The sequence below is a fragment of the Marinomonas arctica genome, assembly GCF_003259225.1.
In the GTDB taxonomy this organism is placed as follows: Bacteria; Pseudomonadota; Gammaproteobacteria; order Pseudomonadales; family Marinomonadaceae; genus Marinomonas; species Marinomonas arctica.
This window is the reverse complement of the sequence record NZ_QHJF01000022.1, coordinates 1-26,530: the sequence shown is the minus strand read 5'-3', so window position 1 is coordinate 26,530 and position 26,530 is coordinate 1. Positions and strand designations below refer to the sequence as shown.

At 43.3% G+C, this 26,530-nt stretch carries 21 protein-coding genes; 16 read left to right on the top strand and 5 right to left on the bottom strand.

All coding sequences use genetic code 11. The features are described from left to right. Positions 1 to 80: 80 nt before the first annotated feature. From DK187_RS13510 to DK187_RS13490, 5 genes are all read left to right on the top strand, one after another. Positions 81 to 941, top strand: coding sequence for a carbohydrate ABC transporter permease (locus tag DK187_RS13510; RefSeq protein ID WP_111607882.1), 861 nt, complete (start codon positions 81 to 83; stop codon positions 939 to 941). A gap of 10 nt (positions 942 to 951) precedes the next feature. Then, positions 952 to 1,782, top strand: coding sequence for a carbohydrate ABC transporter permease (locus tag DK187_RS13505; protein ID WP_111607881.1), 831 nt, complete (start codon positions 952 to 954; stop codon positions 1,780 to 1,782). Between the two features lie 19 nt (positions 1,783 to 1,801). Continuing rightward, a complete protein-coding gene (locus DK187_RS13500) occupies positions 1,802 to 2,896 on the top strand; it encodes an ABC transporter ATP-binding protein (RefSeq protein WP_111607880.1) in 1,095 nt (364 codons plus the stop codon). 1 nt (position 2,897) lies between these two features. Further along, a complete protein-coding gene (locus DK187_RS13495) occupies positions 2,898 to 4,328 on the top strand; it encodes a mannitol dehydrogenase family protein (RefSeq protein WP_111607879.1) in 1,431 nt (476 codons plus the stop codon). 167 nt (positions 4,329 to 4,495) lie between these two features. Then, entirely contained in the window at positions 4,496 to 5,392 is an 897-nt protein-coding gene (locus DK187_RS13490) for a helix-turn-helix domain-containing protein (protein ID WP_111607878.1), read from the top strand. Positions 5,393 to 5,451: 59 nt separating this feature from the next. On the opposite strand, the gene xylB is transcribed toward DK187_RS13490, so the two are convergent. Next, positions 5,452 to 6,942 (bottom strand): xylulokinase, encoded by a 1,491-nt coding sequence (gene xylB / locus DK187_RS13485; RefSeq protein WP_111607877.1) that lies wholly within the window; start codon positions 6,940 to 6,942, stop codon positions 5,452 to 5,454. Positions 6,943 to 7,205: 263 nt separating this feature from the next. Between xylB and DK187_RS13480 the strand changes: the two genes are divergently transcribed. The 3 genes from DK187_RS13480 to ygfZ all read left to right on the top strand — a co-directional run bounded on the left by DK187_RS13480 (position 7,206) and on the right by ygfZ (position 12,603). Continuing rightward, complete coding sequence (locus DK187_RS13480; RefSeq protein WP_223232303.1) at positions 7,206 to 10,571, top strand: MHYT domain-containing protein; 3,366 nt, start codon at positions 7,206 to 7,208, stop codon at positions 10,569 to 10,571. Further along, positions 10,568 to 11,563 carry a response regulator gene (locus tag DK187_RS13475; protein ID WP_111607876.1) on the top strand — a complete coding sequence of 332 codons (996 nt, stop codon included), beginning with the start codon at positions 10,568 to 10,570 and terminating at the stop codon, positions 11,561 to 11,563. Before DK187_RS13480 ends, DK187_RS13475 begins: the two co-directional genes overlap by 4 nt. Positions 11,564 to 11,688: 125 nt before the next feature. Further along, positions 11,689 to 12,603 (top strand): CAF17-like 4Fe-4S cluster assembly/insertion protein YgfZ, encoded by a 915-nt coding sequence (ygfZ, locus tag DK187_RS13470; protein WP_162623518.1) that lies wholly within the window; start codon positions 11,689 to 11,691, stop codon positions 12,601 to 12,603. Positions 12,604 to 12,681: 78 nt separating this feature from the next. On the opposite strand, the gene ung is transcribed toward ygfZ, so the two are convergent. After that, positions 12,682 to 13,377, bottom strand: a complete 696-nt coding sequence (ung, locus tag DK187_RS13465; protein ID WP_111607874.1) for a uracil-DNA glycosylase — start codon at positions 13,375 to 13,377, stop codon at positions 12,682 to 12,684. Then, on the bottom strand, positions 13,374 to 14,306 hold the full coding sequence (locus DK187_RS13460; protein ID WP_111607873.1) for a choline/ethanolamine kinase family protein: 933 nt from the start codon (positions 14,304 to 14,306) through the stop codon (positions 13,374 to 13,376). The genes ung and DK187_RS13460 overlap by 4 nt, the downstream gene beginning before the upstream one ends. Positions 14,307 to 14,395: 89 nt before the next feature. Here DK187_RS13460 and hexR point away from each other — a divergent pair, with 89 nt between their 5' ends. Next, positions 14,396 to 15,262, top strand: coding sequence for a transcriptional regulator HexR (gene hexR, locus DK187_RS13455; protein ID WP_111607872.1), 867 nt, complete (start codon positions 14,396 to 14,398; stop codon positions 15,260 to 15,262). Positions 15,263 to 15,706: 444 nt separating this feature from the next. Further along, the gene (putP, locus tag DK187_RS13450) at positions 15,707 to 17,203 is read left to right on the top strand and encodes a sodium/proline symporter PutP (protein WP_111607871.1); all 1,497 of its coding nucleotides are present in this window, start codon (positions 15,707 to 15,709) and stop codon (positions 17,201 to 17,203) included. 245 nt (positions 17,204 to 17,448) lie between these two features. On the opposite strand, the gene edd is transcribed toward putP, so the two are convergent. Further along, a complete protein-coding gene (gene edd, locus DK187_RS13445; RefSeq protein ID WP_111607870.1) occupies positions 17,449 to 19,263 on the bottom strand; it encodes a phosphogluconate dehydratase in 1,815 nt (604 codons plus the stop codon). A 382-nt stretch (positions 19,264 to 19,645) separates the two neighbouring features. Here edd and gap point away from each other — a divergent pair, with 382 nt between their 5' ends. The 6 genes from gap to DK187_RS13415 all read left to right on the top strand — a co-directional run bounded on the left by gap (position 19,646) and on the right by DK187_RS13415 (position 25,119). Continuing rightward, positions 19,646 to 20,659, top strand: coding sequence for a type I glyceraldehyde-3-phosphate dehydrogenase (gene gap, locus DK187_RS13440; RefSeq protein WP_111607869.1), 1,014 nt, complete (start codon positions 19,646 to 19,648; stop codon positions 20,657 to 20,659). Positions 20,660 to 20,740: 81 nt separating this feature from the next. Continuing rightward, positions 20,741 to 22,189 (top strand): pyruvate kinase, encoded by a 1,449-nt coding sequence (pyk, locus tag DK187_RS13435; RefSeq protein ID WP_111607868.1) that lies wholly within the window; start codon positions 20,741 to 20,743, stop codon positions 22,187 to 22,189. A gap of 6 nt (positions 22,190 to 22,195) precedes the next feature. Further along, on the top strand, positions 22,196 to 22,666 hold the full coding sequence (locus DK187_RS13430) for a methylglyoxal synthase (RefSeq protein WP_111607867.1): 471 nt from the start codon (positions 22,196 to 22,198) through the stop codon (positions 22,664 to 22,666). A gap of 174 nt (positions 22,667 to 22,840) precedes the next feature. Then, the gene (purE, locus tag DK187_RS13425; RefSeq protein ID WP_111607866.1) at positions 22,841 to 23,332 is read left to right on the top strand and encodes a 5-(carboxyamino)imidazole ribonucleotide mutase; all 492 of its coding nucleotides are present in this window, start codon (positions 22,841 to 22,843) and stop codon (positions 23,330 to 23,332) included. Positions 23,333 to 23,335: 3 nt separating this feature from the next. Beyond that, on the top strand, positions 23,336 to 24,400 hold the full coding sequence (gene purK, locus DK187_RS13420; RefSeq protein WP_111607865.1) for a 5-(carboxyamino)imidazole ribonucleotide synthase: 1,065 nt from the start codon (positions 23,336 to 23,338) through the stop codon (positions 24,398 to 24,400). A gap of 245 nt (positions 24,401 to 24,645) precedes the next feature. Beyond that, complete coding sequence (locus DK187_RS13415; RefSeq protein ID WP_111607864.1) at positions 24,646 to 25,119, top strand: Lrp/AsnC family transcriptional regulator; 474 nt, start codon at positions 24,646 to 24,648, stop codon at positions 25,117 to 25,119. A gap of 52 nt (positions 25,120 to 25,171) precedes the next feature. Here the strand turns inward: DK187_RS13415 and DK187_RS13410 are convergent, their stop codons facing one another. Further along, complete coding sequence (locus DK187_RS13410; RefSeq protein ID WP_111607863.1) at positions 25,172 to 26,413, bottom strand: MFS transporter; 1,242 nt, start codon at positions 26,411 to 26,413, stop codon at positions 25,172 to 25,174. Between the last annotated feature and the right edge of the window lie 117 nt (positions 26,414 to 26,530).

The following is a 26,530-nucleotide window of genomic DNA, read 5'->3' as shown; positions in this document are numbered from 1 at the left end:
GGGCGTAAAAGCCCTATTTCTTACTGTTGATTCGCTCTAAAAAGAGCAAACACCCTGCTTATAATAAGAGAAACACAATCATGAAGCGCTCAATCACTCGCTTATTAATGGCGCCATCCGTCATCATGCTATTGGTTTGGATGATTATTCCCTTATCCATGACCATTTATTTTTCCACCATACGGTACAATTTATTGTACCCTGGCCAAAATAACTTTGTCGGTTGGATGAATTTTGAGTTTTTCATCACCGATCCTGGCTTTATTCCTGCCGTTTCAAATACGTTGATACTGCTACTGTCCGTGTTGATCATCACGGTTGTATTGGGTGTGATGTTATCTGCCTTGATTGACAAACCTTTTTTTGGTCAAGGCATTGTCCGCGTATTGCTCATTTCACCTTTTTTCATCATGCCAACGGTCAACGCCCTCATTTGGAAAAACATGATGATGAATCCAGTGTATGGGATTTTTGCGTGGATTTCTGAATCACTGGGTTTTGAGCCTATCGATTGGCTCTCTAGCTACCCTTTGGCGTCCATTATCATGATGGTCAGTTGGCAATGGCTGCCTTTTGCCATACTGGTGTTTGTTACCGCCCTACAGTCGCAAGATACTGAACAAAAAGAAGCGGCACAAATGGATGGCGCAACAGGCTGGCATATCTTCCGCTACCTCACCATTCCTCACCTTGCACGCCCTATTGCCGTGGTCGTGATGATAGAAACCATTTTCTTATTGGCCGTTTTCGCTGAAATCTTCGTTTCTACCGGTGGTGGCCCTGGTTATGACAGTACCAACTTAGCCTATCTGATTTATAACCAAGCGCTTCTTCAATATGACGTTGGCGTAGCCTCAGCGGGTGGTTTGTTTGCCGTAATACTTGCCAATATCGTGGCCTTTTTCCTAATTCGTGCCGTCGGCAAAAACCTAACGGTGTGAGGTAAAAACAATGACTCTTAATCAACAACGCAAACTCAAAACCATTCTGACTGGCTTGTTCGCATGGACAGTCGCTTTGGTATTATTTTTCCCGATTTTTTGGATGTTTATCACGTCATTCAAAACGGAATTACAGGCTATTTCAGTACCACCGTCACTGTTTTTTGAACCCACACTGGACAACTTCCGAGTCGTTCAAGAGCGCAGTGACTACATTCACCACGCGTGGAACTCGGTCGTTACTTCCTTTGGTTCCACTATTATTGCACTGATTATTGCCATTCCTGCGGCCTACTCCATGGCTTTTTTTCCAGGAAAACGCACTAAAGACATCTTACTTTGGATGCTCTCTACCAAGATGCTACCTGCCGTCGGCGTATTAGTACCCATTTATATTATTTGTCGCGATTATGGCTTATTGGATACGAAAACAGCACTCGTGATCATTTTTACGCTAATGAATTTGCCCATTATCGTATGGATGCTGTTCTCCTATTTCAAAGATTTACCAAAAGAAATTCTTGAAGCCGCACGTATGGATGGTGCTACACCTTGGGATGAAGTGGTCAAAGTAGTACTGCCGCTTTCTGTGGGCGCCATTTCCTCTACAGCGCTTTTATCTATCGTACTGTGCTGGAACGAGGCTTTTTGGTCGCTCAACCTAACCGCATCCGATGCCGCACCATTGACCGCGATGATCGCCTCTTACTCAAGCCCTGAAGGTCTGTTTTGGGCGAAGTTGTCAGCCGCATCCACCCTAGCTTGCGCGCCAATCGTTATATTCGGTTGGTTCTGTCAAAAACAATTGGTCCAAGGCTTAACGTTCGGCGCCGTAAAATAATTATTAGGAAGTCTTTTTTATGTCTTACTTAACCATCACTGATCTACAAAAACACTATGACAGCTACCACGCATTGCGTGGCATCAACCTCACTATTACGGAGGGGGAATTCGTCGTCTTCGTTGGCCCATCGGGCTGCGGCAAGTCAACCTTGCTACGAACCATTGCCGGTCTTGAATCCAGCACGGGCGGCAACATTGAACTAGACGGTCGAGACATTACCGAAGTGGCGTCATCTAAACGTGACCTTGCTATGGTGTTTCAATCCTACGCGCTGTATCCACACATGACGGTGGCTGACAACCTTTCCTTTGCGCTTCGACTCGCCAAAGTGTCTGACGCTGAAATCAAAGAAAAAGTACGTTCAGTGTCGGCTTCATTGCAACTGGATGCCTTATTAGAACGCAAACCAAAAGAACTATCCGGTGGACAGCGTCAACGGGTAGCGATTGGTCGCGCTATTGTGCGCCAACCAAAAGTCTTCTTATTTGATGAGCCGCTGTCCAACCTCGACGCAGCTCTTCGCGTACAAATGCGCTTGGAGTTGGCTCGTCTGCATAAGAAGCTTGGCACCACCATGATTTATGTCACCCACGATCAGGTTGAAGCCATGACATTGGCAGATCGAGTGGTTATTTTGAATGCAGGCCAAATAGAGCAAGTCGGTACGCCGCTTGAACTTTACCGCCAGCCAAACAGCCGCTTTGTGGCTGAGTTTATTGGCACGCCTAAAATGAACCTGATCCCGGCAAACAAAATAGTCCGTCATGAAGACAACCTAGCGATTGACTTACTAGGACAGCAAATTATTTTCCCAGTGAATCGTCTAAAGGGCCCACTGCCTAAAAGTGCCATCGTCGGCATTCGTCCTGAACATATGACACTGGTCCAAGAAGGTGGTGACTTATCCGGTCGCATTGAATTGGTTGAACATCTTGGTTCTGAAGCTTACGCACACCTACAGTTGTCTAGTGATCAAACCATTATTATCAAAGCACCCGCTCGCACTGCGCTGAAAGATGGCCAAGTTGTCAACATCAAAATTGATATGTCAGAAGTCATTTTGTTTAACGAAAACGATCGTGTGATTTCTGTCATTCCGGAGGAAGTATAATATGAGTAATTTCTTACAGGCTTCATCCAACATGGAGCAGCTTTCTGTTCAGAATTATGCGAAAGACGCTATTCAAGCAGGTATCGTACATTTAGGTGTAGGCGCGTTCCATCGTGCTCACCAAGCCGTCTACATTGATCGATTATTGGCGCATGATGCACAGCAAAAATGGGGCATAATTGGGGTCAATATTCGCCCTCAAGACAGCCAAGCCTTTGCTCGTTTTATTGAGCAAAAAGGGGAATATGTTTTAAAAACCATGGCCGCCGATGGTGAGACAAACTACGAGCATATTCGCTCAATTGTCGAGCAGATTGATGGCGCAAGCGCACCAGAAAAAGTCGATGCAGCACTTGCCGATGCGAACATCCAGCTCGTCACGTCAACAGTGACAGAAGGTGGCTATTATCTTGATGAAAAACGTCGCTTGATGCTTGAACATCCAGCGATTAAGGCCGACGTTGAGGGCGCTCGCAATACGCTTTATGCTTTTTTGTATGCGGGACTGAAACGACGTAGCGAAACATCCAACGCCAAAATCACTTTATTGTGCTGCGACAACCTTCGCCATAATGGTGAATTGCTAAAAACGGGTCTCATGCAATTTTTGGCAGCCAAAGAAGACACTAAACTCGCTCATTGGGTTGAGCAAAACGTGTCTTTCCCATGCTCTATGGTGGATCGAATCACACCTAAGCCAAGTCAACAACATGTCGATGATGTTCGTGCTCGCTTTGGTGTCGATGACCAAATGACGGTGATGGGGGAAGATTTTATTCAATGGGTGGTAGAAGACAATTTTGCTGGTACTAAACCGGCCCTTGATCTGGTGGGCGTGCAATTTGTAAAAGACGTTGTGCCCTTTGAAGAAGCGAAGATTCGCATTTTGAACGCTGGCCATACTTGTGTGACTTATCAAGCGGCGTTAAAAGGTCTCACCTATTTTGATGAGGCCATGCGTGATCCTGAGTTAAATCAGTATTTTAGCGACTTCATTTTGCAGGATTCCATTCCGGCGATTGGGGATTCTGTAGTGAATCTAGAAGCCTACTTTGCCATTATTGCCAGACGTTTCAGCAATGCCAATATTGGTGATACTGTTGAACGTATCTGCACGGATGGCTATGCGAAATTTCCGATTTTTGTTTTTCCAACATTAGAAGGAATTTATCGCAAAGGCGGCACACCAAACAAAACACTTGAAGGCATTGCCAGCTGGTTCACCTTCATACAACTTTCCAATCAAGGTAAAGTCAATACGCCTTACCATGAACCAAATAAAGCCTCTCTTGCGGCTTTTAGCCATGATGCTGCGGGTATACACGCTTTTACAACGGACCGTTATTTATGGGGCAATCTGCCAACAGAATTCCCTGATTTTGTTGCACAGCTCACTAACGCCATTCAAACAAGTATGGCAAAGTATGCCTAAATCGTTGTAATCTCATTCAGGCAAATAAGGGGCGACATTTTGTTCTGTCCCTTGTTTACCTGAACCATAGTTGTGAAAAATAAGAATATAGAGCACACCATGGCGTAGATAAGTGAAGGGCTATCATCCTATATCGACCCACATAGCGCTGCTCAAGCGAGAAGATTATGCCGAACACCGCCAAACGCATTACCCCTGAATACGAGATTGTCGAAGACAACGAAACCATTCGATACTTGGAACATGGTTACCCAAGTGACCTTATTCGCTGGCATGCCCACGATGACTACGAATTACATTTTATTGTCGCCACCTCTGGCAAAGTATTTGTAGGAGACTACATTGGCAATTATTCTCCTGGCCAACTCATTTTAACCGGCCCAAGGCTTCCTCATAATTGGCTTTGTCAAAATGATCAAGAAGCCATTCAATTAAGAGACATGGTGATTCGTTTTGATCATGAGTCTTTTTCGAATGGCATGAAAATCATACCAGAGCTTGCTGAAATTCTGCCTATGCTAGCAAGAGCCAAATCGGGCATTGAGTTTTTTGATTTAGACCCTGAATACCTCAAAGATGTTTTCCAAAAAGTTCGCGACTCCAGTGGCTTATCACGACTCATCCTTTCGCTTCCTCTGCTACAAAAGCTCGCTCAAAGCCGAAGTTATCGCTTACTTTCAACCGTACAAATTGATTTAAAATCGAGTGAGCTGCTACAGCGAAAAATCAATACCGTGGTGGATTATGTCTCTCAAAATTACAGTCAAGATATCACACTTTCCAGTGTCGCAAGTTTAATTGGTATGTCTGATAGCCATTTTTCACGCTTTTTCAAAAAAGCCACAGGCAATCGTTTTATTGAATTTGTCAATCGTGTGCGAGTCAGCCGAGCGTGTAGCTTGCTTACCGAAACGGATCAGCAGATTGCGACAATTTGTTTCCAAGTTGGCTTTAACAATGTCGCCAACTTTAATCGCCGTTTTCATGAGTTAAAAGGCGTCACACCCAGAGATTTCCGCACCCAAAGCAACATTCATATCGATGGTATGGTATCCGCATCCTAATGAGCTCAATGGATCAATGCGCCGCTGAAAACCAGAGTGGTAGCGGCGCTTGTTTTTGATTACATAGGCAAGCTTGCCAGCTTCTCGTTTAAGTCCTTAGTGACATGATAAAGAGATTGGTACAAGGCGTATTTATCGCGATAATACGACCCCAAACTTGCGTCAGGTTCATGTACTTCTAATACTTCAGGCATGGTGCAATATTGCGATATCAAAGACTCTATATTCTGCCCTAGGCTTTGCTGCTCTCCCAAAAGAGCCAAGCGCGCTGCCCCCAAACCGGGTCCAACATCACCACCGTCTCGATAAATAAGACGTTTATTGAGTACATTGGCAATAATCTGGCGCCACATGGCAGAACGCGCGCCGCCACCGATTAATGAAAGCTCATCGACCATACTGCCTGCGCTGCTCAAGGCATTTTGACAATCTAGGAGAGAAAACGCGACACCTTCCAACACGGCCAGTGTCATGTCTTCCACACGAGTCGTATTGCTCAAGCCAATAAACTGTCCATTCGCTTGCGGATCATTGTGAGGAGTACGCTCACCACTAAGGTAAGGTAAAAACAACACCTTGGTACGCTGAGTATCACTGTCTTCAAGTGCATCCAGTAATTCGACTACCGTTTTATCCACCAGCTTCGCAAACCAAGCAAGGGAATTGGCTGCGCTTAGCGTCACGCCCATTTGATGCCAGCGATTTGGTAAAGCATGACAAAAAGCATGTACCGTATTTTGTGGATTGGCTTTGTGAGACTCACTGACCGTAAAATAGACACCAGAAGTCCCTAATGAAATAAACCCTTGGCCGGGATTTGTCACTCCCATACCAACGGCTCCGGCCGCATTATCACCTGCGCCAGCCACAATGGGTAATAGTGGAAGCCCTAACTCTTGAGCAATCGCTTCAGACAAAGTACCTACAACATCACAGCCTTCGTATACCCTTGGCATATTGGCTTGCGTTAACCCCGTTGCAGACAGAAGCGCATCATCCCACTGGCGTGTTTGAGGGTTTAACCAAAGTGTACCCGCCGCATCAGAGCAATCCGATGACATAAAACCAGTCAATCGATACGCCAAATAATCTTTAGGCAATAATACATACGCCAGCTGGGCAAATATATCCGGCTCATTCTCCTGTACCCAGCGTATTTTCGGTGCAGTAAAACCAGGCATAGCAAGATTTCCAGATCGTTCAATTAAGTCAGGAAACTCGGCCATCAACGCTTGGCATTGCGCTTGACTACGACCATCGTTCCACAAAATACAAGGGCGTAAGACATTGCCTTGACCATCAAGTAAAGTGGCGCCATGCATTTGCCCAGATAGACCAATGGCCTTTAATTTACTTAAGTCCAAACGTTGCTGTAATTGCTGAATGACATCGATAAAAGCCAGCCACCAAGATTCAGGATCTTGCTCTGACCACATTGCATGGGGACTATCCACCGCCAGCGCGACAGATTCTTGCACCAACACATTACCTTTATCGTCTATGACGACACCTTTTAACCCTGAGGTTCCAAGATCAAGACCTAAATACATTTTGTTACTCTTCTTCATCGAAAGTAGTGTTTTGTTTTTGTTTTTGTATGGCATGCTAAACCATCCAAGGTATGTACTTCATACTCGAAATAATCGTGAAAAGAGTCAATAAAATTATGCAAATTGGCATTTTTAGTACATATAGAGAATAAAAATCGTTAGTTTCTTGCGTCACCAACACCATGAAAATACAGATATTAATCACAGACTAAAACCCGTGATTAAACAGTATCTTCACCATACAAAGTTTAGAAGTGAACCCAATGCCCTTGCCCTTGTTAAATGATTTTTTTATTACCCAAGCAGACAGCCCTCACCTCGTCATGGGTGACTATAACTACTTGCTTGTCATACTTTCGATGTTTCTTGCTACCGTAGCGTCTTTTTTTGCACTGCATTTTGCTTCAGTCGCACAACATATTGTTATCAAAAAATACAAGAACATCGCGCTCATTTCAGGCTCATTTATCATGGCTGGTGGCATATGGAGTATGCATTTTGTCGGCATGCTGGCTTTCAATATGGGACACAGTATTTCCTATGATCCCTTACTGACTTCCATTTCTCTGCTGCCCGCTATTTTAGCGTCCTACACGACATTAAAACGCTTAATAAGAAGCAACTTGAGTATTTGGCAATTACTCGTAAATGGTCTTTTTGTTGGTGGTGGTATTGGTGCTATGCATTATATTGGCATGGCCGCAATGAAAATGGATGTAGCGTTGAAATATGACCCTACATGGTTCTTATTTTCTCTGTTTATTGCTGTCGCTCTGGCCTTTATTGCGTTATCAACTCACTATTATGTGAAAAAAATTTGGACTGGTTTAAACCAAACCTGGGTTAGCTGTATTAGCGCGTCAATTATGGGTGCGGCCATTTCTGGTATGCACTACGCTGGTATGGCTGGGGCAAGGTTTCTGTCTACTGACGAAACAGCAATGTCGCACTTGCACCATACTACAGATAGCTACTTGTCATTGGTGGTTGCCATCATAACGCTGCTGTTATCTATTTTGGCAGCGAATATTGCTTCTCAGTTACGCTATCGTCAATTGTTGCTGGAAAAAACAGCCAGCGAAGTTAGATTAAAAACAACCCTAGACACCGCAGTCGATGGCATCATTACTATTGATAGCCATGGTGTAGTCAAAGAATTTAATAAGGCGGCAACGGTTATTTTTGGTTGGCAAGAGAATGAAATCATTGACCAGCATTTCGATGTTCTCTTCCCAGATCAATACAGCGATGAATTTAAGGGCTTTTTAGCCAAATTTCGTGACACTGGTGAAGCAAGCATCGCTGGTACGGAAAGAGAAATACAGGCAAAAAATAAAAATGGTCATGTTTTTCCAATTAGGCTCGGTGTCGGTAGAGTTGATATTCCTGACAGTGGCACATTATTTGTTGGTTTTATCACCGATATTTCAACGCGAAAATCACTAGAAGAAACAATCAAAAAAAGTGAAAAACAATACAGCTCTTTAATCAAAAACATTCCCGGCGCCTCTTTTCGTTGTTTGATGGATAAACACTGGAGCACTCTCTTCGTTAGTGATGCGATATACGATGTTGCTGGTTGGAGCCCTACTGAGTTTTATGACAAAACCATCTCCTTTAGTGCACTGATCCACCCCGAAGATGTAGAAGTTATTTCTCTTATCATGGAAAACGCCCTTAGAGAACGAAAAAATCACAAACTAGAATATCGTTTAAAACACAAACAAGGCCACTATGTTTGGGTGCTTGAAAATGGCTCTATTATCTATAATGACGAGGGCATACCAGAATGGATTGATGGTGTGATTTTAGACATTTCACAACGTGTTGAAATGGAGAATGAGTTACGTAATGCAAAGGCAAAAGCTGAAGCATCCGCTGAGAGCAAAGCATCATTCTTGGCAAACATGAGCCATGAGATCCGAACGCCAATGAACGCTATCATTGGCTTTTCTGATATTTTGTTAGAATCAGAGGTATCCGCCGAGAATAAAAAGCATCTGGCTATTATTAGTAAATCCGCTCGATCTTTGTTACACCTTCTCAATGACATACTCGACAGCGCGAAGTTAGAAAAAAATAAACTAGAACTAGATCTACATCCTTTTGTACTGGCGCATGCCATCGACAATGTTATCTCAACCTTATGGTTACAAGCGAAAAATAAAGGATTAGAGCTGATTTTTTACATAGAACCTAATCTGGCAAACTCTTATGTAGGGGCTGAAGAAAGGATTCGCCAAGTTCTGATGAACATTGTAGGAAATGCCATTAAATTCACTGCAAAAGGATATGTGAAATTAACCGTATCAAAACGCCCAGATAATCAAATCCGTTTCTCTGTCAAAGACAGCGGAATTGGTATTCCCCCAGAACGGCTCAGCCATATTTTTGAGCCCTTCACACAAGCCGACGCATCCATGAGCAGGCGCTTTGGCGGAACAGGGCTAGGCACCAGCATATCAAAACAGCTGGTTACCCTCATGGGTGGCAAAATTGACGTATCTAGCGAGGTGGGGGGAGGTAGTTGCTTTTATTTTGACTTACCCCTAGCTGAAGCCGCGCCACCAACAACCCCATCACAAGTTCAACGAGCGACCATCTCACCTAAAAGAGTCCTCTTAGCCGATGATGTTGAACAAAACCTCACACTACTGACCATTTTACTAAAGAAATATGGTCACGCCATTTTCACGGCTAAAGACGGTATGGATGCCATTGAACAATACAAAACGATACAACCAGACATCATTTTGATGGATATTCAGATGCCGAACATGGATGGCCTAAACGCCACCCAAATCATTCGCAGTTATGAAAAAGAGAATCAGCTAAAACACACGCCTATTATTGCCCTAACCGCAAATGTGTTAATCGAGGATAAGTTAGACGCGAAACAGGCAGGTATGGATGGCTTTGCAAATAAACCAATAGACATTGATAGCTTAATAATTGAGATGGCGAGAGTTCTAGGTGAAACACCATTGCATTTAGATCAAAATACGATGGTCCTTCCTTCCCCTTATCGCCAGCATATCAACATGGATAAGGGCTTGTCCCTTTGGAACGACATTCCACTCTACCTTGATGAACTATCTAAATTTGCTCACACCCACACCAATCTAGTGGATCGCCTCACTGCATATATTACCAACCAACAATATGCAGAAGCTTACGCTTTAGCGCATGCCGTGAAGGGAGCGGCAGGCAATCTCGCACTTTTGAATATTGCTAGCTGTATGGCCAATATAGAGCACACGGTACAAATGAAAGACCATGCGCAAGCGTTAAACGAAATCCAGTGTTTAGCCTCTGCATTAGCGCATTTTTTTGAAGAATTACAATGGCTGATAGAAAAGCACTCGGGTCATTCAAAAGTGCATGACAAAACTCATGACAATGAGCTTTCTACGACAGAATTAATAGCACTGATTGAAGGCCTTATCCTGTCAGCAGAATCAGGAGAAGTAGACGATGAGAATACAAATTTACTTATTCATAACGTCACTCAAGATGTAAAAAACCAAGCTATCGCCGTGAGCAAAGCATTTTCGAACTTTGAATTCGATAACGCCATCAACCATCTTATCTCTTTAAAGAACTTGATCGCACAGGAGACAGCGAAATGAGAATTGGAAATAAGCCAGCACCCAAAATCCTCTTGGTGGATGATGAGTCATCAAATTTAAGGGTATTAAGACAAGTATTGCAAGCGGCTCGATATCGTTTATCTTTTGCTTTATCCGGCCAAGATGCTTTAAAACTTGTCGAAAAAGAGTCCATTGATCTCATTCTACTCGACATTATGATGCCAGACATGACGGGATTAGATGTCTGTGCTCAGCTAAAACAAAACCCAGCCACCGCTAATATTCCCGTCATTTTTGTCACCGCTCTTAAAGACAGCATCGATGAAGCGAAAGGCTTTGAACTAGGTGCTGTAGATTATATTGTCAAACCCATAGTACCTGCGATTGTCCTCGCACGTGTTAAAACACACTTATCTTTAATAAGAGCCGACGAGTTGCACAATACACATATCGATTTGATTCAAAGACTGGGTCGAGCAGCCGAATACAAAGACAATGAAACAGGCATGCATGTTCAGCGAATGAGCCGGTTCGCCAAAGTAATCGCATTAGCGTACGGTTTTTGTGAAGAATCAGCAGACGACCTTATGATGGCAGCGCCTATGCATGACATAGGAAAAATCGGCATTGCAGACAATATTTTGCTTAAACCAGGTAAGCTTACTGAAGAAGAGTATGAGATTATGAAAACACATGCCGAAATAGGCGGTGAAATCCTGTCTAACCCAAGCTCGTATCTTATCGAGCTCGCACATTCAGTGGCAATGACACATCACGAGAAGTGGGATGGAACGGGTTATCCGCACGGCTTATCCGGTGAAAATATCCCCATCGAAGGCCGCATTGTGGCGTTGGTGGATGTGTTTGACGCGCTGACCAGTGCACGCCCTTATAAAAAAGCATGGCCTGTTGAAGAAGCGATGAATTACATCAAAGAACAAAGTGGTAAGCATTTTGATCCTGCTCTTGTACCATTGCTCCAGCAAGAATTACCGAGATTACTCAATATTCAAAAGCAATTTGCAGAATAGTCGCACGGTAAAATCATTATTAGCTCGACCATTGAAAAGCAAAAATTAGACATTACTGATAAGCTACTCATGCAGACTGTCTGCAATCACTCTTTATGAACTGTCTATTTTTTATGGAAAGCTTTATGACTTCGCTCTACGATATTATTCATTCAACACTGCAAACCCAAGACGTCGTCATGAAACAGCAGGATATCGGTGTTTTGCGAGTATCGGGCTTGGATGCCAAAAAATTTCTACAAGGTCAAACAACCTGCGATCTCAACAAGCTCTCCCAAACGAATGGCCTCTATGGTGCAATCTGCAGCATCAAAGGACGCATTATCAGCAACTTTTATATCGTTCAGAACAAGGACGATGTGCTGATGATAATGGCAAAAGATCTGGTCGAAAAAACCTTATTACATTTAAAGAAATACGCGGTATTTTTCAAAACTGAGCTGGTCGATGAGCAAGATAACGTTAAAGTCTACAAAAAGTTAGCTGCAAAAAACAGCGAAGCAGACTCAAATGTCACATCTAATATTTTCGCAACCACTCAAGACAATGACACGATCACATTGACGATTGGCCATGAGCCATTAGAAGTTCAACTTCTGATTACCTCAGCCAAAATAGACATCGAAGAAAAACACCAAGACTTATCCGCCTTGGCAATACTTACTGCCCGTCCACTGATTAGCCTTGAGCAGAGCGAAACGATTTTACCTCAGTGGCTTAACATGCAAAGCACAGGGGGCATTAGCTTCACAAAAGGCTGCTACACAGGGCAAGAAATCGTTGCTCGTATGCAATATAAGGGCAAATCGAAGAAGCAGCTCGCATTAGTGACGTGGCAAGGAAACCTAGACCAAACACAAGCTATTGTCGATGAGCAAGCTAAGAACATAGGTCAACTATTCTTTGTCACTCAGATTAAAGACACATATTACGCACAAATCATTTTGAACATCGATCCAAGTGAAGCAGAACACCTTCTTTTGGATGGCAAAGAATTAACACTATTGCCACTTCCCTACTCACTTGATGTCAAAAAATAACCAGGATTGTTGAGCGGTGTTATAGCTCGAAGTAGGCGCTATAACACGAGCTTAAAAAGGCAAACCTATCTGTGTGCTTTAACCAGAGCCGTGAGCACTCACTATCGGTTTTAATTCCCAATTAACAGGCTTTTCCCCCAAAGCGGCTAGGTAATTATTCGCCTTGGAAAAGTGCTGACAACCTAGAAAACCTCGATAAGCCGACAACGGTGATGGGTGCACACTTTCCAACACGCAGTGTTTGTTACGGTCAATGTGACGACCTTTTTTCTGCGCATAAGACCCCCACAACATAAAGACAACACCTTGATGCTCTTTATGGATCAGCTCAATGATTTTATCAGTGAATATTTCCCAACCCTTATTTTGATGAGAGCCGGCTTTACCCGCCTCAACCGTCAACACACTGTTCAGTAACAACACCCCTTGTTCAGCCCATTGCTGCAGATAGCCATGTTGGGCTGGCGAAATACCGAGATCCATTTCCAGCTCTTTATAAATATTGACTAACGAGGGTGGCACCTTGATACCTGGCCTGACAGAAAAAGATAAACCGTGGGCTTGGTGCTCACCGTGATAAGGGTCTTGCCCTATGATAACCACCTTTATCTGATCAAATGGGGTTTGGTTTAACGCTGTAAAACGCTCATTTTCAAAAGGATAAATCACCTTGCCTTGCTCTTGCTGTAAATCAAGGAACGTCTGCAAAGTACGCATGTAATCTTTACTAAATTCGTCAGCGAGTCGCGCTTGCCAACAGGGAGTCAATATCATTTTATACTCTTATCTAAACAAGACCTTACAGCAAAGTCATTAACAAAACCCCTTTCTAAAAAGGGGTTTAGCGACGGAATGCTTTTAAAATCCACATAAGCTGACCATGCTTTGGGGTCTTCTGGTGTGGTTAAATATTTCAAGAATAACCAGACGATTTCTCGCAATGAATACGCCAAGCTGTATTGAGCCATTTTATCCAATGCTATCTCCATCTCAAGAGTGCCATCATACATGTGTAGCAAATGTTCTTGCTGCTCACGAGTTAAATTATGGGAACGCGCCACAACAGCCAGATCAAACAATGGATCCCCCATGCCAGCGTATTCCCAATCAATCAACCAAATACGACTATCATCCATTAAAATATTCTTTGGATTAAGGTCATTATGGCAAACAACCGATGGATAGTGTGGTGACACTCTAGGTAAATTTAGAAACAACTCTCGTAAATACACAAGCTCTTCTTGAAGATCGATATGAGTCGACATAAGTGAAGCTATCGATTGCAAGTAATGTTCAATCAAATGATAAATACAAAAAGAACGCTTTATAGCCGGTAAGTTGTGCGCGTGTACCAACGCATTGGCAATCCTAGCGATGCTATTGTTAGAGTGCTTAACATTCCAGTCTAACGATGGTTGAGCCACAAACTGGCAAGCAAATGCACCTTGCTCATCATGCCAAAGAACAGGTGGAGAAATGCCCGCTTGCACTGCGCTTTGCAAAACAATCATTTCATTTTGCCTATCAATGTTGAAAGCCAATTCATCTAGTCCTGGAAGACGAAGAACCAAACGGGGTATCTGATGCCAATAAATCAAATACACCTTGTTTGAAAAGCCTTCCTCCAATAAAGTGACTTCAACCTCAGTGATGGCAGGTAATATGCCTGCCATTTTTACGAAATACTCAGATAGTACAGTCATTTTTCATCATTTTATTGCCAGAATTGTAAGTGGCTGTCAGAATGAACAACTGAACAATCCGAGTCAATAGACAACTTTGAAGCAGATCAATGAATAAACACGAAGACATTATTCGTAAAATACAAGAAAGACTGAGCACATTAAGCAAATCCGAGCGAAAAGTTGCGGAAGCCATTCTTGCCGACCCTAAAACGACCATCCACTCTAGTATTGCGAAACTTGCCGCCAGAGCCGAAGTCAGTGAACCAACCGTAAACCGTTTTTGTCGTAGCTTAATCGGCAGCGGTTTTCCTGATTTTAAAGTATCCCTGGCTCAAAGCCTCGCTACTGGAACGCCTTATGTCAATTTAAACGTAGAGCCTGATGACGCACCCGGTGCCGTCACCGCTAAAATTTTTGAAGCCGCGAAAAACAATCTCACTCGCGCCCAAGAAATTTTACCTGAATCACTGATCAGCCGAGCTGTCGATGTATTGGCACAAGCTCGGCGTATCGAGTTTTATGGTTTAGGCGCATCAGGTCCGGTTGCGAAAGACGCTCATCATAAATTCTTTCGTTTAAATATGCCTGTTGTCGCGTACACAGACATACTTGTACAACGGATGGCAGCAGCAGGAGCCCACGCTGGCGATGCGATTGTCATCATTTCTTACACAGGCCGCACTTTGCCATTAATCGAGACCGCACGCGTTGCCAGAGCAACAGGAGCTTCTGTTATTGGTATTACCAATCCAGATTCACCATTGACTGAGCATTGTTCTATTGTGCTGCCAATTGAAGAAACGGAAGATACGGATATTTATACGCCAATGAGTTCACGTATTGTCTATCTGACCCTCATTGACGCTCTGGCGACAGGCGTTCTATTAAAACGTGGACCAGAATTCAATGCGCACCTTAAAAAACTCAAACAAAGTGTACAAGACACCCGCCTACCAAAAGTAGAAAAGAAGTAATACCATAAAAACAGGTGTAAATTGCTCACCTGTTTTTTCTTTTCCCTTCGAATACTCAGCCCTTAAATAGATAAATATTTGAACTAACTGCCTATTTTGGCAGGAGTGTCAGATTTTTTTGTAACTTTGTCCGAGAAATTTGAAAGATTATCCTGACACAGCCGCTTAGAATCGCTTAAGGTCTTTGAATATGTCATAATGCGATCCATTCTCTTTACGAGAATCTGATTATTCTTACATATTAAATCAATGGCTATCACAGTAACGATTTAACAATTATAACTCTTTCGGGTGTGATCTAGACGACGCTTATTTTAAGCACCATCTTTCAATCAGTCAGATTGCTGGTCATCGCAATAGTTGGATAAGATTTATCCATGCTGATTAAATAGCCTTATCTATCCAAGGTTATTTCACCCGTAATAATTTCATTAGGGGACAATAATGATAGAAAGCAGCTATGCTATCAGCTTTACATTCCTAGCCTATCTAGTAGTTATGCTAGGAATTGGGCTGTACGCTTACAAACGCACTTCCAGCTCAGAGGATTACTTTCTTGGCGGACGCTCCTTAGGCCCTTGGCCTACTGCGCTATCAGCGGGTGCATCGGATATGAGTGGTTGGTTACTACTTGGCTTGCCAGGTTACGCCTTTGCCGCTGGTATGGAAGCCATCTGGATTGCCGGCGGTCTTCTTGCCGGAACATGGTTAAACTGGCTAATCTGTGCAAAACGTCTTCGTACTTACAGTATTCAGACCAGTAATGCGTTAACACTTCCGGATTTCCTCTCAAAACGTTTCAATGATAAATCCAAGCTTATTCAAACCATTTCAGCACTGTTCATCTTGCTATTTTTCTTGTTCTACACAAGTTCTGGTTTGGTAGCTGGCGGAAAACTGTTTGAAACCGTATTTGGTCTGGATTATACCTACGCAGTGATCATAGGTACGGTTTGCGTCGTTTCTTACACTCTCTTTGGCGGCTTTCTTGCCGTTGCTTGGACAGATTTAGTACAAGGCTTAATGATGAGCGCTGCCTTGGTCATCGTGCCTCTTGTCGCACTCGATGGCAGCTGGTCAGATCTGTCTAGTACGCTTACCGCAAAAAACCCTGAACTATTAAACATCTGGACAAGTGTAAGCGGTGAACCTTTGAGTGCGATCGCCATTATTTCTCTAGTGGCTTGGGGATTAGGTTACTTCGGTCAACCTCACATCCTAGCTCGCTTTAAAGCGTCTCGTTCTAATAAAGACATTAAAACCGCTCGTCGTATTGCCGTCATTTGGACCTTCCTTTCTATGGTTGGTGCTCTTTTGATTGGTTTAGTCGGCATCACATTTGTGGATAGCAATCTAGCTGGCAATTTGGCTGACCCTGAGAAAATCTTCATGATTCTCGTCAATGCGGTCTTCCATCCAATCGTTGCTGGTATTCTTCTTGCTGCCATCTTAGCGGCTATCATGAGTACTGCAGACTCACAATTGCTTGTATCCTCTTCTGCTTTAGCAGAGGATTTCTACAAACAACTATTCAATAAAGAAGCGACACAAAAACAAATCGTTAGCGTTGGACGTTTTGCGGTAGTGGCCATTTCTCTTATTGCGCTCGTGCTTGCTTTAAACCCAGAAAGCTCCGTACTTAGCCTTGTGTCTTATGCATGGGCTGGATTTGGTGCCGCATTTGGCCCTGCCATTCTGCTAAGCCTTTTCTGGCGTAGCATGAACCGCAATGGCGCTCTCGCGGGCATCATTGTAGGTGGCGTGACGGTTGTAATTTGGAAACAGCTAACTGGTGGCATTTTCGATCTGTATGAGATTCTTCCAGGCTTCTTGCTATCCACAATTGCTATTGTTGTTGTGAGCTTAGCAACTGGGGCACCAGAAGAGTCTGTGACAGAGTCTTTTGACGAATATGAGAAAGCACTAGATACGATGAACTAAACGAATAGTCTTCTGAAATAGTGATTAAAAAGGCCCGGATTCGACACACAGAATTCGGGCTTTTTTTGCTTAAACGAAAGATACGCTACTGAGTTTGCGTTAACAAAAGCCAATTTAGGAAGGCTAACTACAGACAATAAAAAGCAGAATAACAGGGAAAGGACAAACAATAGGCAAAAAAATGGGGCTTGAAACAAGCCCCTAAACACCATTTACTAACAAATGTTAGTAGTCAGAGGAAAGGTTTAATCATTGAACAGGCTGCAAGCACCTTGTTCTGCGCCACTTACTAAAATACGTTGTGCGCTAAATAGTTCTCGTCCCATACCTTGATGGGAATCTGTTAAATCGTGTTGAGCCGCTTCGCGCTTGTTCAGTTCTTCTTCTGAAATCAAGACAGACAGAGTCCCCTCAATCGCATCTAAGCGAATCATGTCGCCGTCATGAATCTTGGCAATCAAACCACCAGCAAGCGCTTCTGGCGTTAAATGAATGGCAGCAGGCACTTTACCCGATGCGCCAGACATACGGCCATCCGTTACCAACGCCACTCGATAACCTTGGTCCTGAAGATTACCAAGGTATGGCGTCAACTTATGCAATTCAGGCATACCTAGGGCTTTAGGGCCCTGGAAACGTACTACTGCCACACAATCACGCTTCAACTCACCACTAGCAATGGCATCCGCTAAAGCATTTTGACTATGAAACACAGCAGCTGGCGCTTCGATAATTCGATTTTCATCTTTAACAGCGGATACCTTGATCACCGAGCGACCTAGGTTGCCTTTCAGCAATGCCAAACCACCTTCTTTACTAAACGGATTATCAATAGGTCGCACGACATTCATATCCAAGCTTTCTTCAGTACCATCACGCCACACAAGGTTGTCACCCTCTAGGAAAGGTTCTTTGGTGTAATGTGTTAGCCCCTTACCTACGATGGTATTGACATCTTCATGCAATAGACCGCCCTTCAGCAGTTGCTTAACGAGAAACGCCATACCGCCAGCAGCATGAAAATGGTTAATATCGGCTTGGCCATTCGGATAAATTTTAGTTAATGATGGCACCACTTTAGAAAGCGCCGAGAAGTCATCCCACGTGATAATGATACCGGCCGCACGCGCATAGGCGACAATGTGCATGGTGTGATTGGTTGAACCACCCGTCGCCAACAAACCCACAATCGAGTTAACAATGCTGCGCTCATCAACGATGTCATATAAAGGACGATAATCTCGACCTAACGCGGTGATTTTTGTAGACAGCTGAGAAGCGTATTTCGTTAAAGCACCTCGTAACGGATCATCAGGATTCACAAAAGAAGAACCTGGAAGTTGAAGACCCATGATTTCGACCAACAACTGATTTGAGTTAGCCGTACCATAAAAGGTACAAGTACCAGCGCTATGGTAGGAAGCCGCTTCCGCTTCAAGCAATTCTTCACGAGACGCTTGGCCCTGTGCATAACGCTGACGAACCGCTGCTTTCGCTGCGTTGGTAATACCAGAACGCATTGGACCTGCAGGAATAAACAAAGCAGGTAGATGGCCAAAACGCAAAGCAGCGATTAAAAGACCTGGGACGATTTTGTCACAAATACCCAAATAAATAGCGGCATCAAACATATTGTGAGACAGAGCGATCGCCGCACCTTGTGCAATATTGTCGCGACTAAAAAGACTCAACTCCATGCCATCTTGACCTTGAGTGACACCATCACACATAGCAGGCACACCGCCCGCAAACTGAGCAACAGAGCCCATTTCTTTAACCGCTGCACGAATCTGATCTGGATAATTTTCGTAAGGCTGATGGGCTGATAACATATCGTTATAAGAAGATATGATACCTATGTTCGCCTCCTCCATTAGAGTCAGCTTTTGTTTATCTTGAGGTTGGCATGCAGCGAAGCCATGAGCTAAATTACCACAGGACAATTTCCCCCTATGAGGCCCTTGCTCTTGGGCTTTCTTCATATCTTTAAGGTATTGTTCACGCAGCGTTTTGCTTCGCTCAATAATGTCGTTCGTTACCTTAGCAACAATCGGATTCATGCTTCTCTCCATTTTCATTCTGTTATCCTAGCATCCCGCCCGATGCTAAGATTTTATGTAATATTACTACATTTTAAATTAATTTCACGCTCAAAACCCACTAAAATCGAAAAATAAATGCCTATTTTGTAATTTTTTTACATAACTATTCAACTAGCGACATAATTTCCGCTAAAATACGCTTACGTTTGTAACATAAATCTGTACAATATTTGTCTCCGATCATTATTTGATTAAAAAACAGCCAAAATGAAAGGATTTTGTTACTAATCCTTGATTAAAAAATTACTTATGTAGTATTTTTACGTCAAAGAACAATATTGAACGTGATGTGTTCGAATTCGAAAGCATCACAAATTCCGCACTATTTTTAGAGGTGAGTATGACGATTAAGGTAGCTATTAACGGTTATGGACGCATTGGACGCAACACTCTAAGAGCGCTATACGAATCAGGTAAACGAGATCAAATCCAAATAGTAGCCATTAACGATCTTGGTGATTCAAAAACCAACGCTCATTTGACAAAATACGATACAGTTCATGGCCGCTTTAATGCTGAAGTCACCTTTGATGATGAAGCTCTGTACGTTAATAACGACAAAATCCGCACCTTCTCTGAACGCGACCCTGCGAATCTTCCATGGGCCGAATTAGGTATTGATGTAGTGTACGAATGCACAGGCTTCTTTACGACAAAAGATAAAGCAAATGCTCACATCAAAGCGGGCGCCAAAAAAGTCATCATCTCTGCTCCAGGTAAAGATGTTGATGCCACTGTTGTTTATGGTGTGAACCAACACGTCCTTACTTCTGACATGACGGTGATTTCTAACGCTTCTTGTACTACTAACTGCCTAGCCCCAGTTGCTAAGCCTTTAAGCGACAAGCTAGGTATCGAAAGCGGTTTGATGACAACAATACACGCCTACACAAACGATCAGCGTCTTTCTGATGTATACCATGAAGACCTATACCGTGCTCGTGCTGCTGCTCAAAACATGATTCCAAGTAAAACGGGCGCGGCAGCGGCTGTTGGCTTAGTGGTTCCTGAACTTGCTGGTAAATTTGACGGCATGGCAGTACGCGTACCGACTATTAACGTATCCTTAGTCGACCTAACTTTCCTAGCACCACGCGAAACGACCGTAGACGAAGTAAATAAAATCATTGAAGATGCAGTAAAAGCAGACCCAATTCTTGCGCAAGTATTGCATGTCAATTACGAGCCATTGGTTTCTTCAGATTTTAACCACAATGCCTACACATCTAACTTTGATGCAACGCAAACGCGAGTGCAGGGTAAATTAGTAAAAGTGATGGCTTGGTACGATAACGAATGGGGCTTCTCAAACCGAATGCTCGATAATACTATCGCATTAATGGCTGCGAAATAGTCAAAATACACGAAGGCTGCTGACGCAGCCTTCGTCGTCTCTTATACTTCACTTCACGCTTTCTAATCTTTGGTAAATAAAATGACTCGTAGAACTAAAATTGTTGCCACATTAGGCCCTGCTTCCAGCTCTCCAGAAATGATTGAGAAACTTATTTTGGCTGGTGCCAACGTATTTCGTCTAAATTTTTCTCATGGTCAACCTGAAGATCACATCGAACGAGCTAAAGTGGTTCGTGAAATGGCTCAAAAAAATGGTCGTCATGTGGCGATTCTTGGCGATCTACAAGGCCCAAAAATCCGTATCGCTCGCTTTAAAAACACCAAGGTCGAACTAAAAGACGGTGCAACCTTTATTCTTGATGTTGGTTTTGACAAGAACAACGGTGACGAAACTCGCGTTGGTATTGACTACCCACAACTAGCAAAAGACTCACAGCCAGGTAATGTTTTGCTTCTTGATGACGGCCGTGTGGTGCTTGAAGTACTAGAAGTAAAAGGCCAAGAAGTTATTACTAAAGTCATCGTTGGTGGTGCTTTGTCTAACAATAAAGGCATTAACCGCCAAGGTGGCGGACTATCTGCTGCAGCACTGACAGAGAAAGACAAAGAAGACATCAAAACAGCTGCCGCATTAAAAGCCGATTACTTAGCTGTTTCTTTCCCTCGCTGCGCAGACGACCTTCACGAAGCTCGCGCTTTAGCTGAAGCTGCTGGCCTTAAAGCAGGCATCGTTTCTAAAGTAGAACGTGCTGAAGCCGTTGCTGATAACGAAACATTGGATGCTATTATTCTTGCTTCTGATGCTGTCATGGTTGCTCGTGGCGATCTAGGTGTTGAAATTGGCGATGCGGAGTTGATTGGTGTACAAAAACACATGATCAAACGCTGCCGTCAATTGAACCGCCCAGTTATTACGGCAACACAAATGATGGAAACCATGATTACCAGTGCTATGCCAACTCGCGCGGAAGTATTTGACGTCGCGAACGCCGTACTTGATGGCACAGATGCCGTTATGCTTTCAGCGGAAACCGCTGCTGGTGCTTACCCTGAAGAAGTCATTAAGACGATGAACCGTGTTTGCTTAGGCGCTGAAAAGCAACCAGCAATCAATCGTTCTAAGCACCGTATCGATGTGACTTTTACAAGTATTGATGAAACCATCGCAATGTCTGCTATGTACGCAGCCAACCATTTGGAAGGCGTTAAAGCGATTATTAGCTTGACCGATTCAGGCACCACACCACTTCTTATGTCGCGCATCAGCTCTGGTTTGCCAATCTATGCATTGTCTCCAAACCAAGCCACACTTAATAAAGTAAACCTTTATCGTGGTGTAACGCCAGTCGCTTTCTCTTCACAAGAATTTAACGTTGATACTATCGTTGCAGGCTTAGTTGACCATGTTAAGTCTCTTGGTCTAATCAAAGACGGTGATCTTGTGATTGTGACAAAAGGCGATCACTTGGTGAGCTACGGTACAACCAATATGATGAAAGTCGTAAAAGTCGGTGCTGTTGAGGAATAAGTCACAGTGAAAGGTAAAACGTTGCAACAAAAAACCATCACGACACCAGAGCGCAAAAACGTCGCTCTGGTTGCTCATGATAATATGAAGCCAGCACTGATCGAATGGGCTGAAATACACAAAGAAAAGCTGATTAAGCACAATCTTATGGCGACAGGCACGACAGGCAACTTAATGCAAAAGCAATTAAATGTTCCTGTACAGTCTCTAATTAGCGGTCCACTTGGTGGCGACCAACAACTTGGTGGCCTAATTGCGGAAGGCAAAATAGATGTGTTGATCTTTTTCTGGGACCCTTTTGAGCCAATGCCTCATGATCCTGATATTAAGGCTCTGCTTCGAGTTGCGGCTGTATGGAATATCCCGATTGCTTGTAGTGTTTCTTCTGCCAATTTTTTGGTAACGTCGCCCTTATTCGAAAACGAATTTGAACGACAAATTCCCGATTATGAAAAATACCTCCAAGAGCGACTCTAGTCGCTCTTTTTTCTCCTCTTAATACGGCTCCCCCAAAGCTCGCGGTTTCCTCCAAAATCGGCTAAAATCCTGTCGTTCATAAATGTGTTAGGCCACATATATACACCACTAATTCATTGCTAAATTCGACGTATCCCCCAGCACCACGTTGAAAACACCAGTAGGAGAATAATTTTGCAAGCAGATGTAGCCCTAATAATGGGATCAAAAAGCGATTGGGAAACAATGGCAAATGCCGCTGAAATCATGGACATCCTTGGCGTAAGCTACCATGTAGAAGTTGTTTCCGCTCACCGAACTCCGGTCAAACTTGCAGAATTTTCAGAAAGCGCTGCAGAGAAAGGGTTTAAAGTCATTATTGGTGGTGCCGGTGGCGCTGCGCACTTGCCTGGCATGGTAGCCGCACACACTCACCTACCTGTGCTTGGCGTACCGGTACAAAGCAAAGCGTTAAATGGCATGGACAGTTTACTGTCTATTGCACAAATGCCAAAAGGCGTTGCGGTAGGAACCTTAGCCATCGGTAGTGCGGGCGCTTTTAACGCAGGTTTATTAGCCTGTCAGATTCTTGCTATTTCGAATCCCGAACTTGCCAAAAAAATCGACGCTTTCAGAAAACACCAGACAGAAAGTGTGTTAGCGAATCCAGACCCAAGAGAGGCTTAATCTATGTCCGTTCTATGGGTATTAGGTGCTGGTCAGTTAGGCGCCATGCTAAAACAAGCCGGAACCCCGCTGGGTATTGATGTCCGACCTGTTGATATAGAATCCACTGAAACTCTAACACTACATCCTACGGATATTGTGACTGCAGAGAGAGAAGAGTGGCCAGAAACAATCGCAACCAAACAACTTGCGACACATAGCAACTTCGTTAATTTAGCTACTTTTCCGCAACTGGCCGATCGCTTAACACAGAAGCAATGGTTAGATCGTCTTGAGTTAGCAACAGCGCCATGGTTTCCTGTTGAATCTGATTCAACTGCTGAAAAAGCGCATCAATCACTGGGTGAGCGCGTTCTGTTAAAACGTCGTCGTGGCGGTTACGATGGCAAAGGTCAATATTGGTTAAAACAAGCTGAGAGCATCGCCATACCTGAAGAATGGAAAGGTCAGGCTATTGCAGAACAAGCCATAAATTTTGACGAAGAAGTTTCATTGGTTGGTGTTCGAGGCCAAAATGGTGAAACACACTTTTACCCTCTGACACTTAACCTTCATATTAACGGCATTTTATACGCGTCTATTTCCCCCTTAGAGCGCCTAAAGCCTTTGCAAAGTAAAGCAGAAGCCATGCTTAGCAAGCTTATGGAGGCTTTAAACTATGTCGGCGTAATGGCAATGGAATGTTTTCGTGTTGGGGACCAGTTACTCATCAATGAGCTTGCCCCAAGGGTTCACAACAGCGGACACTGGACGCAAGCAGGCGCAAGCATATGTCAATTCGAAAACCATGTACGCGCTGTCACAGGCCTTCCATTAGCGCCAGCTGAGATTAAGAACCAGAGCATGATGATCAACCTAATTGGTGTTGATCTCAACTATGAATGGCTCAAACTTCAAGGCTTAGAACTTTATTGGTACCAAAAAGAAGTGCGTCCAGGAAGAAAAGTAGGGCATCTCAATTTTTGTTCCGGCAATCACTCGGTATTACAAACAGCACTAGTGGGCTTAGAACTACCGCCACCTTACCCTGAAGCACTCGCATGGTTAGCCAAAAACCTACCAAAATAATCACCTCCCTATTCATTTAGATAAAAATATAAAAATGCCGCACATCAGCAACGATGTGCGGCATTTTTATGACGCTTGCCTCCGTTAAGAACGCTAGAAAAGTGCAAGAAAATGTTTAAAATACAGTAAATAAAACGTTTTATTACTTGTTTACTTTATAAAACCCCTTATTCTAAGCACTAAGGCTTAAACCATTGAGCCTACATAAAAATAACAGTGCATAAGATACTGATAAGGAACCTTGAATGAACCATATTGAATTAGACAGCTACGACTGGCGTTTGCTTAAAGCACTTCAAACAAACGCAAGGCTGACTAACGTCGCACTGTCAGAGCAAATCAATCTATCGCCTTCTCAATGCTCAAGACGCTTACAAAGACTAGAACAAAGCAATCTTATTGAAGCTTACTTTACGCAACTGAATGCAAGCGAATTAGGTTATCAAGTGACAGCATTTGTTAGTATCACCCTTGATAAGAGCAGCAAAAACTCAGATATACAGTTCCAACAGGCGATTATTGACATTCCTAAAATACTTGAATGCTATTCTGTCAGTGGAGAAGCGGACTACTGGTTAAGGGTGATCAGTGAAAACTTACCCTCTCTTTCAACCTTTTTAAACGAATCCCTTGCTAAACTCCCCTGCGTAAGAGACTTAACCTCTACCGTTGTCTTAAACCGAATAAAACACGCCCCGTCCATTCCATTACCGAATTAACCGCCTAGTAACACTTAAAAGCGACTGTCCCAGCGCGACAGTCGCTTTTTAGTTAAACTTCAGGCAAACGAAGCACTATAAAGCAGCCAATCAAAGTAATCATCGAAAAGATTAAAATCAACCCTTCCAACGAAATCATATAAGTCAGTAAACTGATACTACTCATGCCTAATAAAACAATGCCAATGATAGTATTACTTACAGATACATAACTGGTTCGCTTATTCCCCTCACCTAAATTAACTAAATATGTCTTACGCCCAATTCTCACACCTTGATGCGCCACACTTAAAATAAAATACAGGATAGCAACAGACCAAACCACATGAGAGGTTTCTGACAATAACTTGATGCTTAAAAATAAAGCAATACCTGATAATGCCCCCAATAGAGAAGACATCAACATGACTTTTCGACTAGAGTAGTCCGAGAATAATCCCCAAAAAGGCGATGACAATAAAGAGGCTAAACCACTAACCAGTATAAACAACCCCAATACAAACAACGCACTATCGGATTTCTGCTGAGCAATCAACACATAGTAAGGAGCACCTAGGGCAGCGCATAAAAACAACGACCGAGCAATGACAAATTCACGAAATACAGCATCGGTTTTCAGCAAACCAAGCTCTTGGAAAGCAGCGAAAAAATTCTTTCCCCTATCATCAAGCTCACTGAAAGGTTCTTGCACAGAAGAATACATCAAAGCAGCTAATAACCAAATTAGTGTAGCGAGCACAACCCCCCACACATAGAAGCTAAAGTTTTCTCGTTCGCCTTCGAAAAAAAACAGTATATAAACCGCCATCACGATTGTTATCAACCCAGAAGCACTCGCCGACCATCCAGTCACTCTTCCACGCCAGTCCTTGATAACCGTCTTCCCTAGAACATCTTTCGAAGCAACAGAGTTCAAACCTCTTGCCACGCTAAACAAGACTAAAGCAGCAATAATAACCCAGCCCGCGCTTGCTCCTTCAAGTAACAAAGCAGCACACCCTATCACCACCACACATAGAGATTGAATCAAGCTACCCAGCACCCAGACCCACTTTCGTACTTTCACCTTGTAAATAAAATGCGCAATAATCAACTGTGGTAATAAGGATCCAGATTCGCGTATTGGCACTAACCAGCCCAACAGGTACAAAGGAGCTCCCAAGCTTTGTAACAACCATGGCAGGGTAACTTTTGGGTTGATTAAGACATCACCTAAATTGATTAAAAACTGAGAGACAATCAACTTAAAAATATTTTGTCTATCTACTTTCTTTTGTTCTTCTTTATCTGTCATAAAAGTGTTCTATTTATAATTTCACTCACAGCCTGTTTACAAAACAGCTGAATCGGCGTCTTTCAAGGTAGTTGTCGCCTAAAATAATTAAGCAGCGTCTTTGTGTTGCTCTGGATT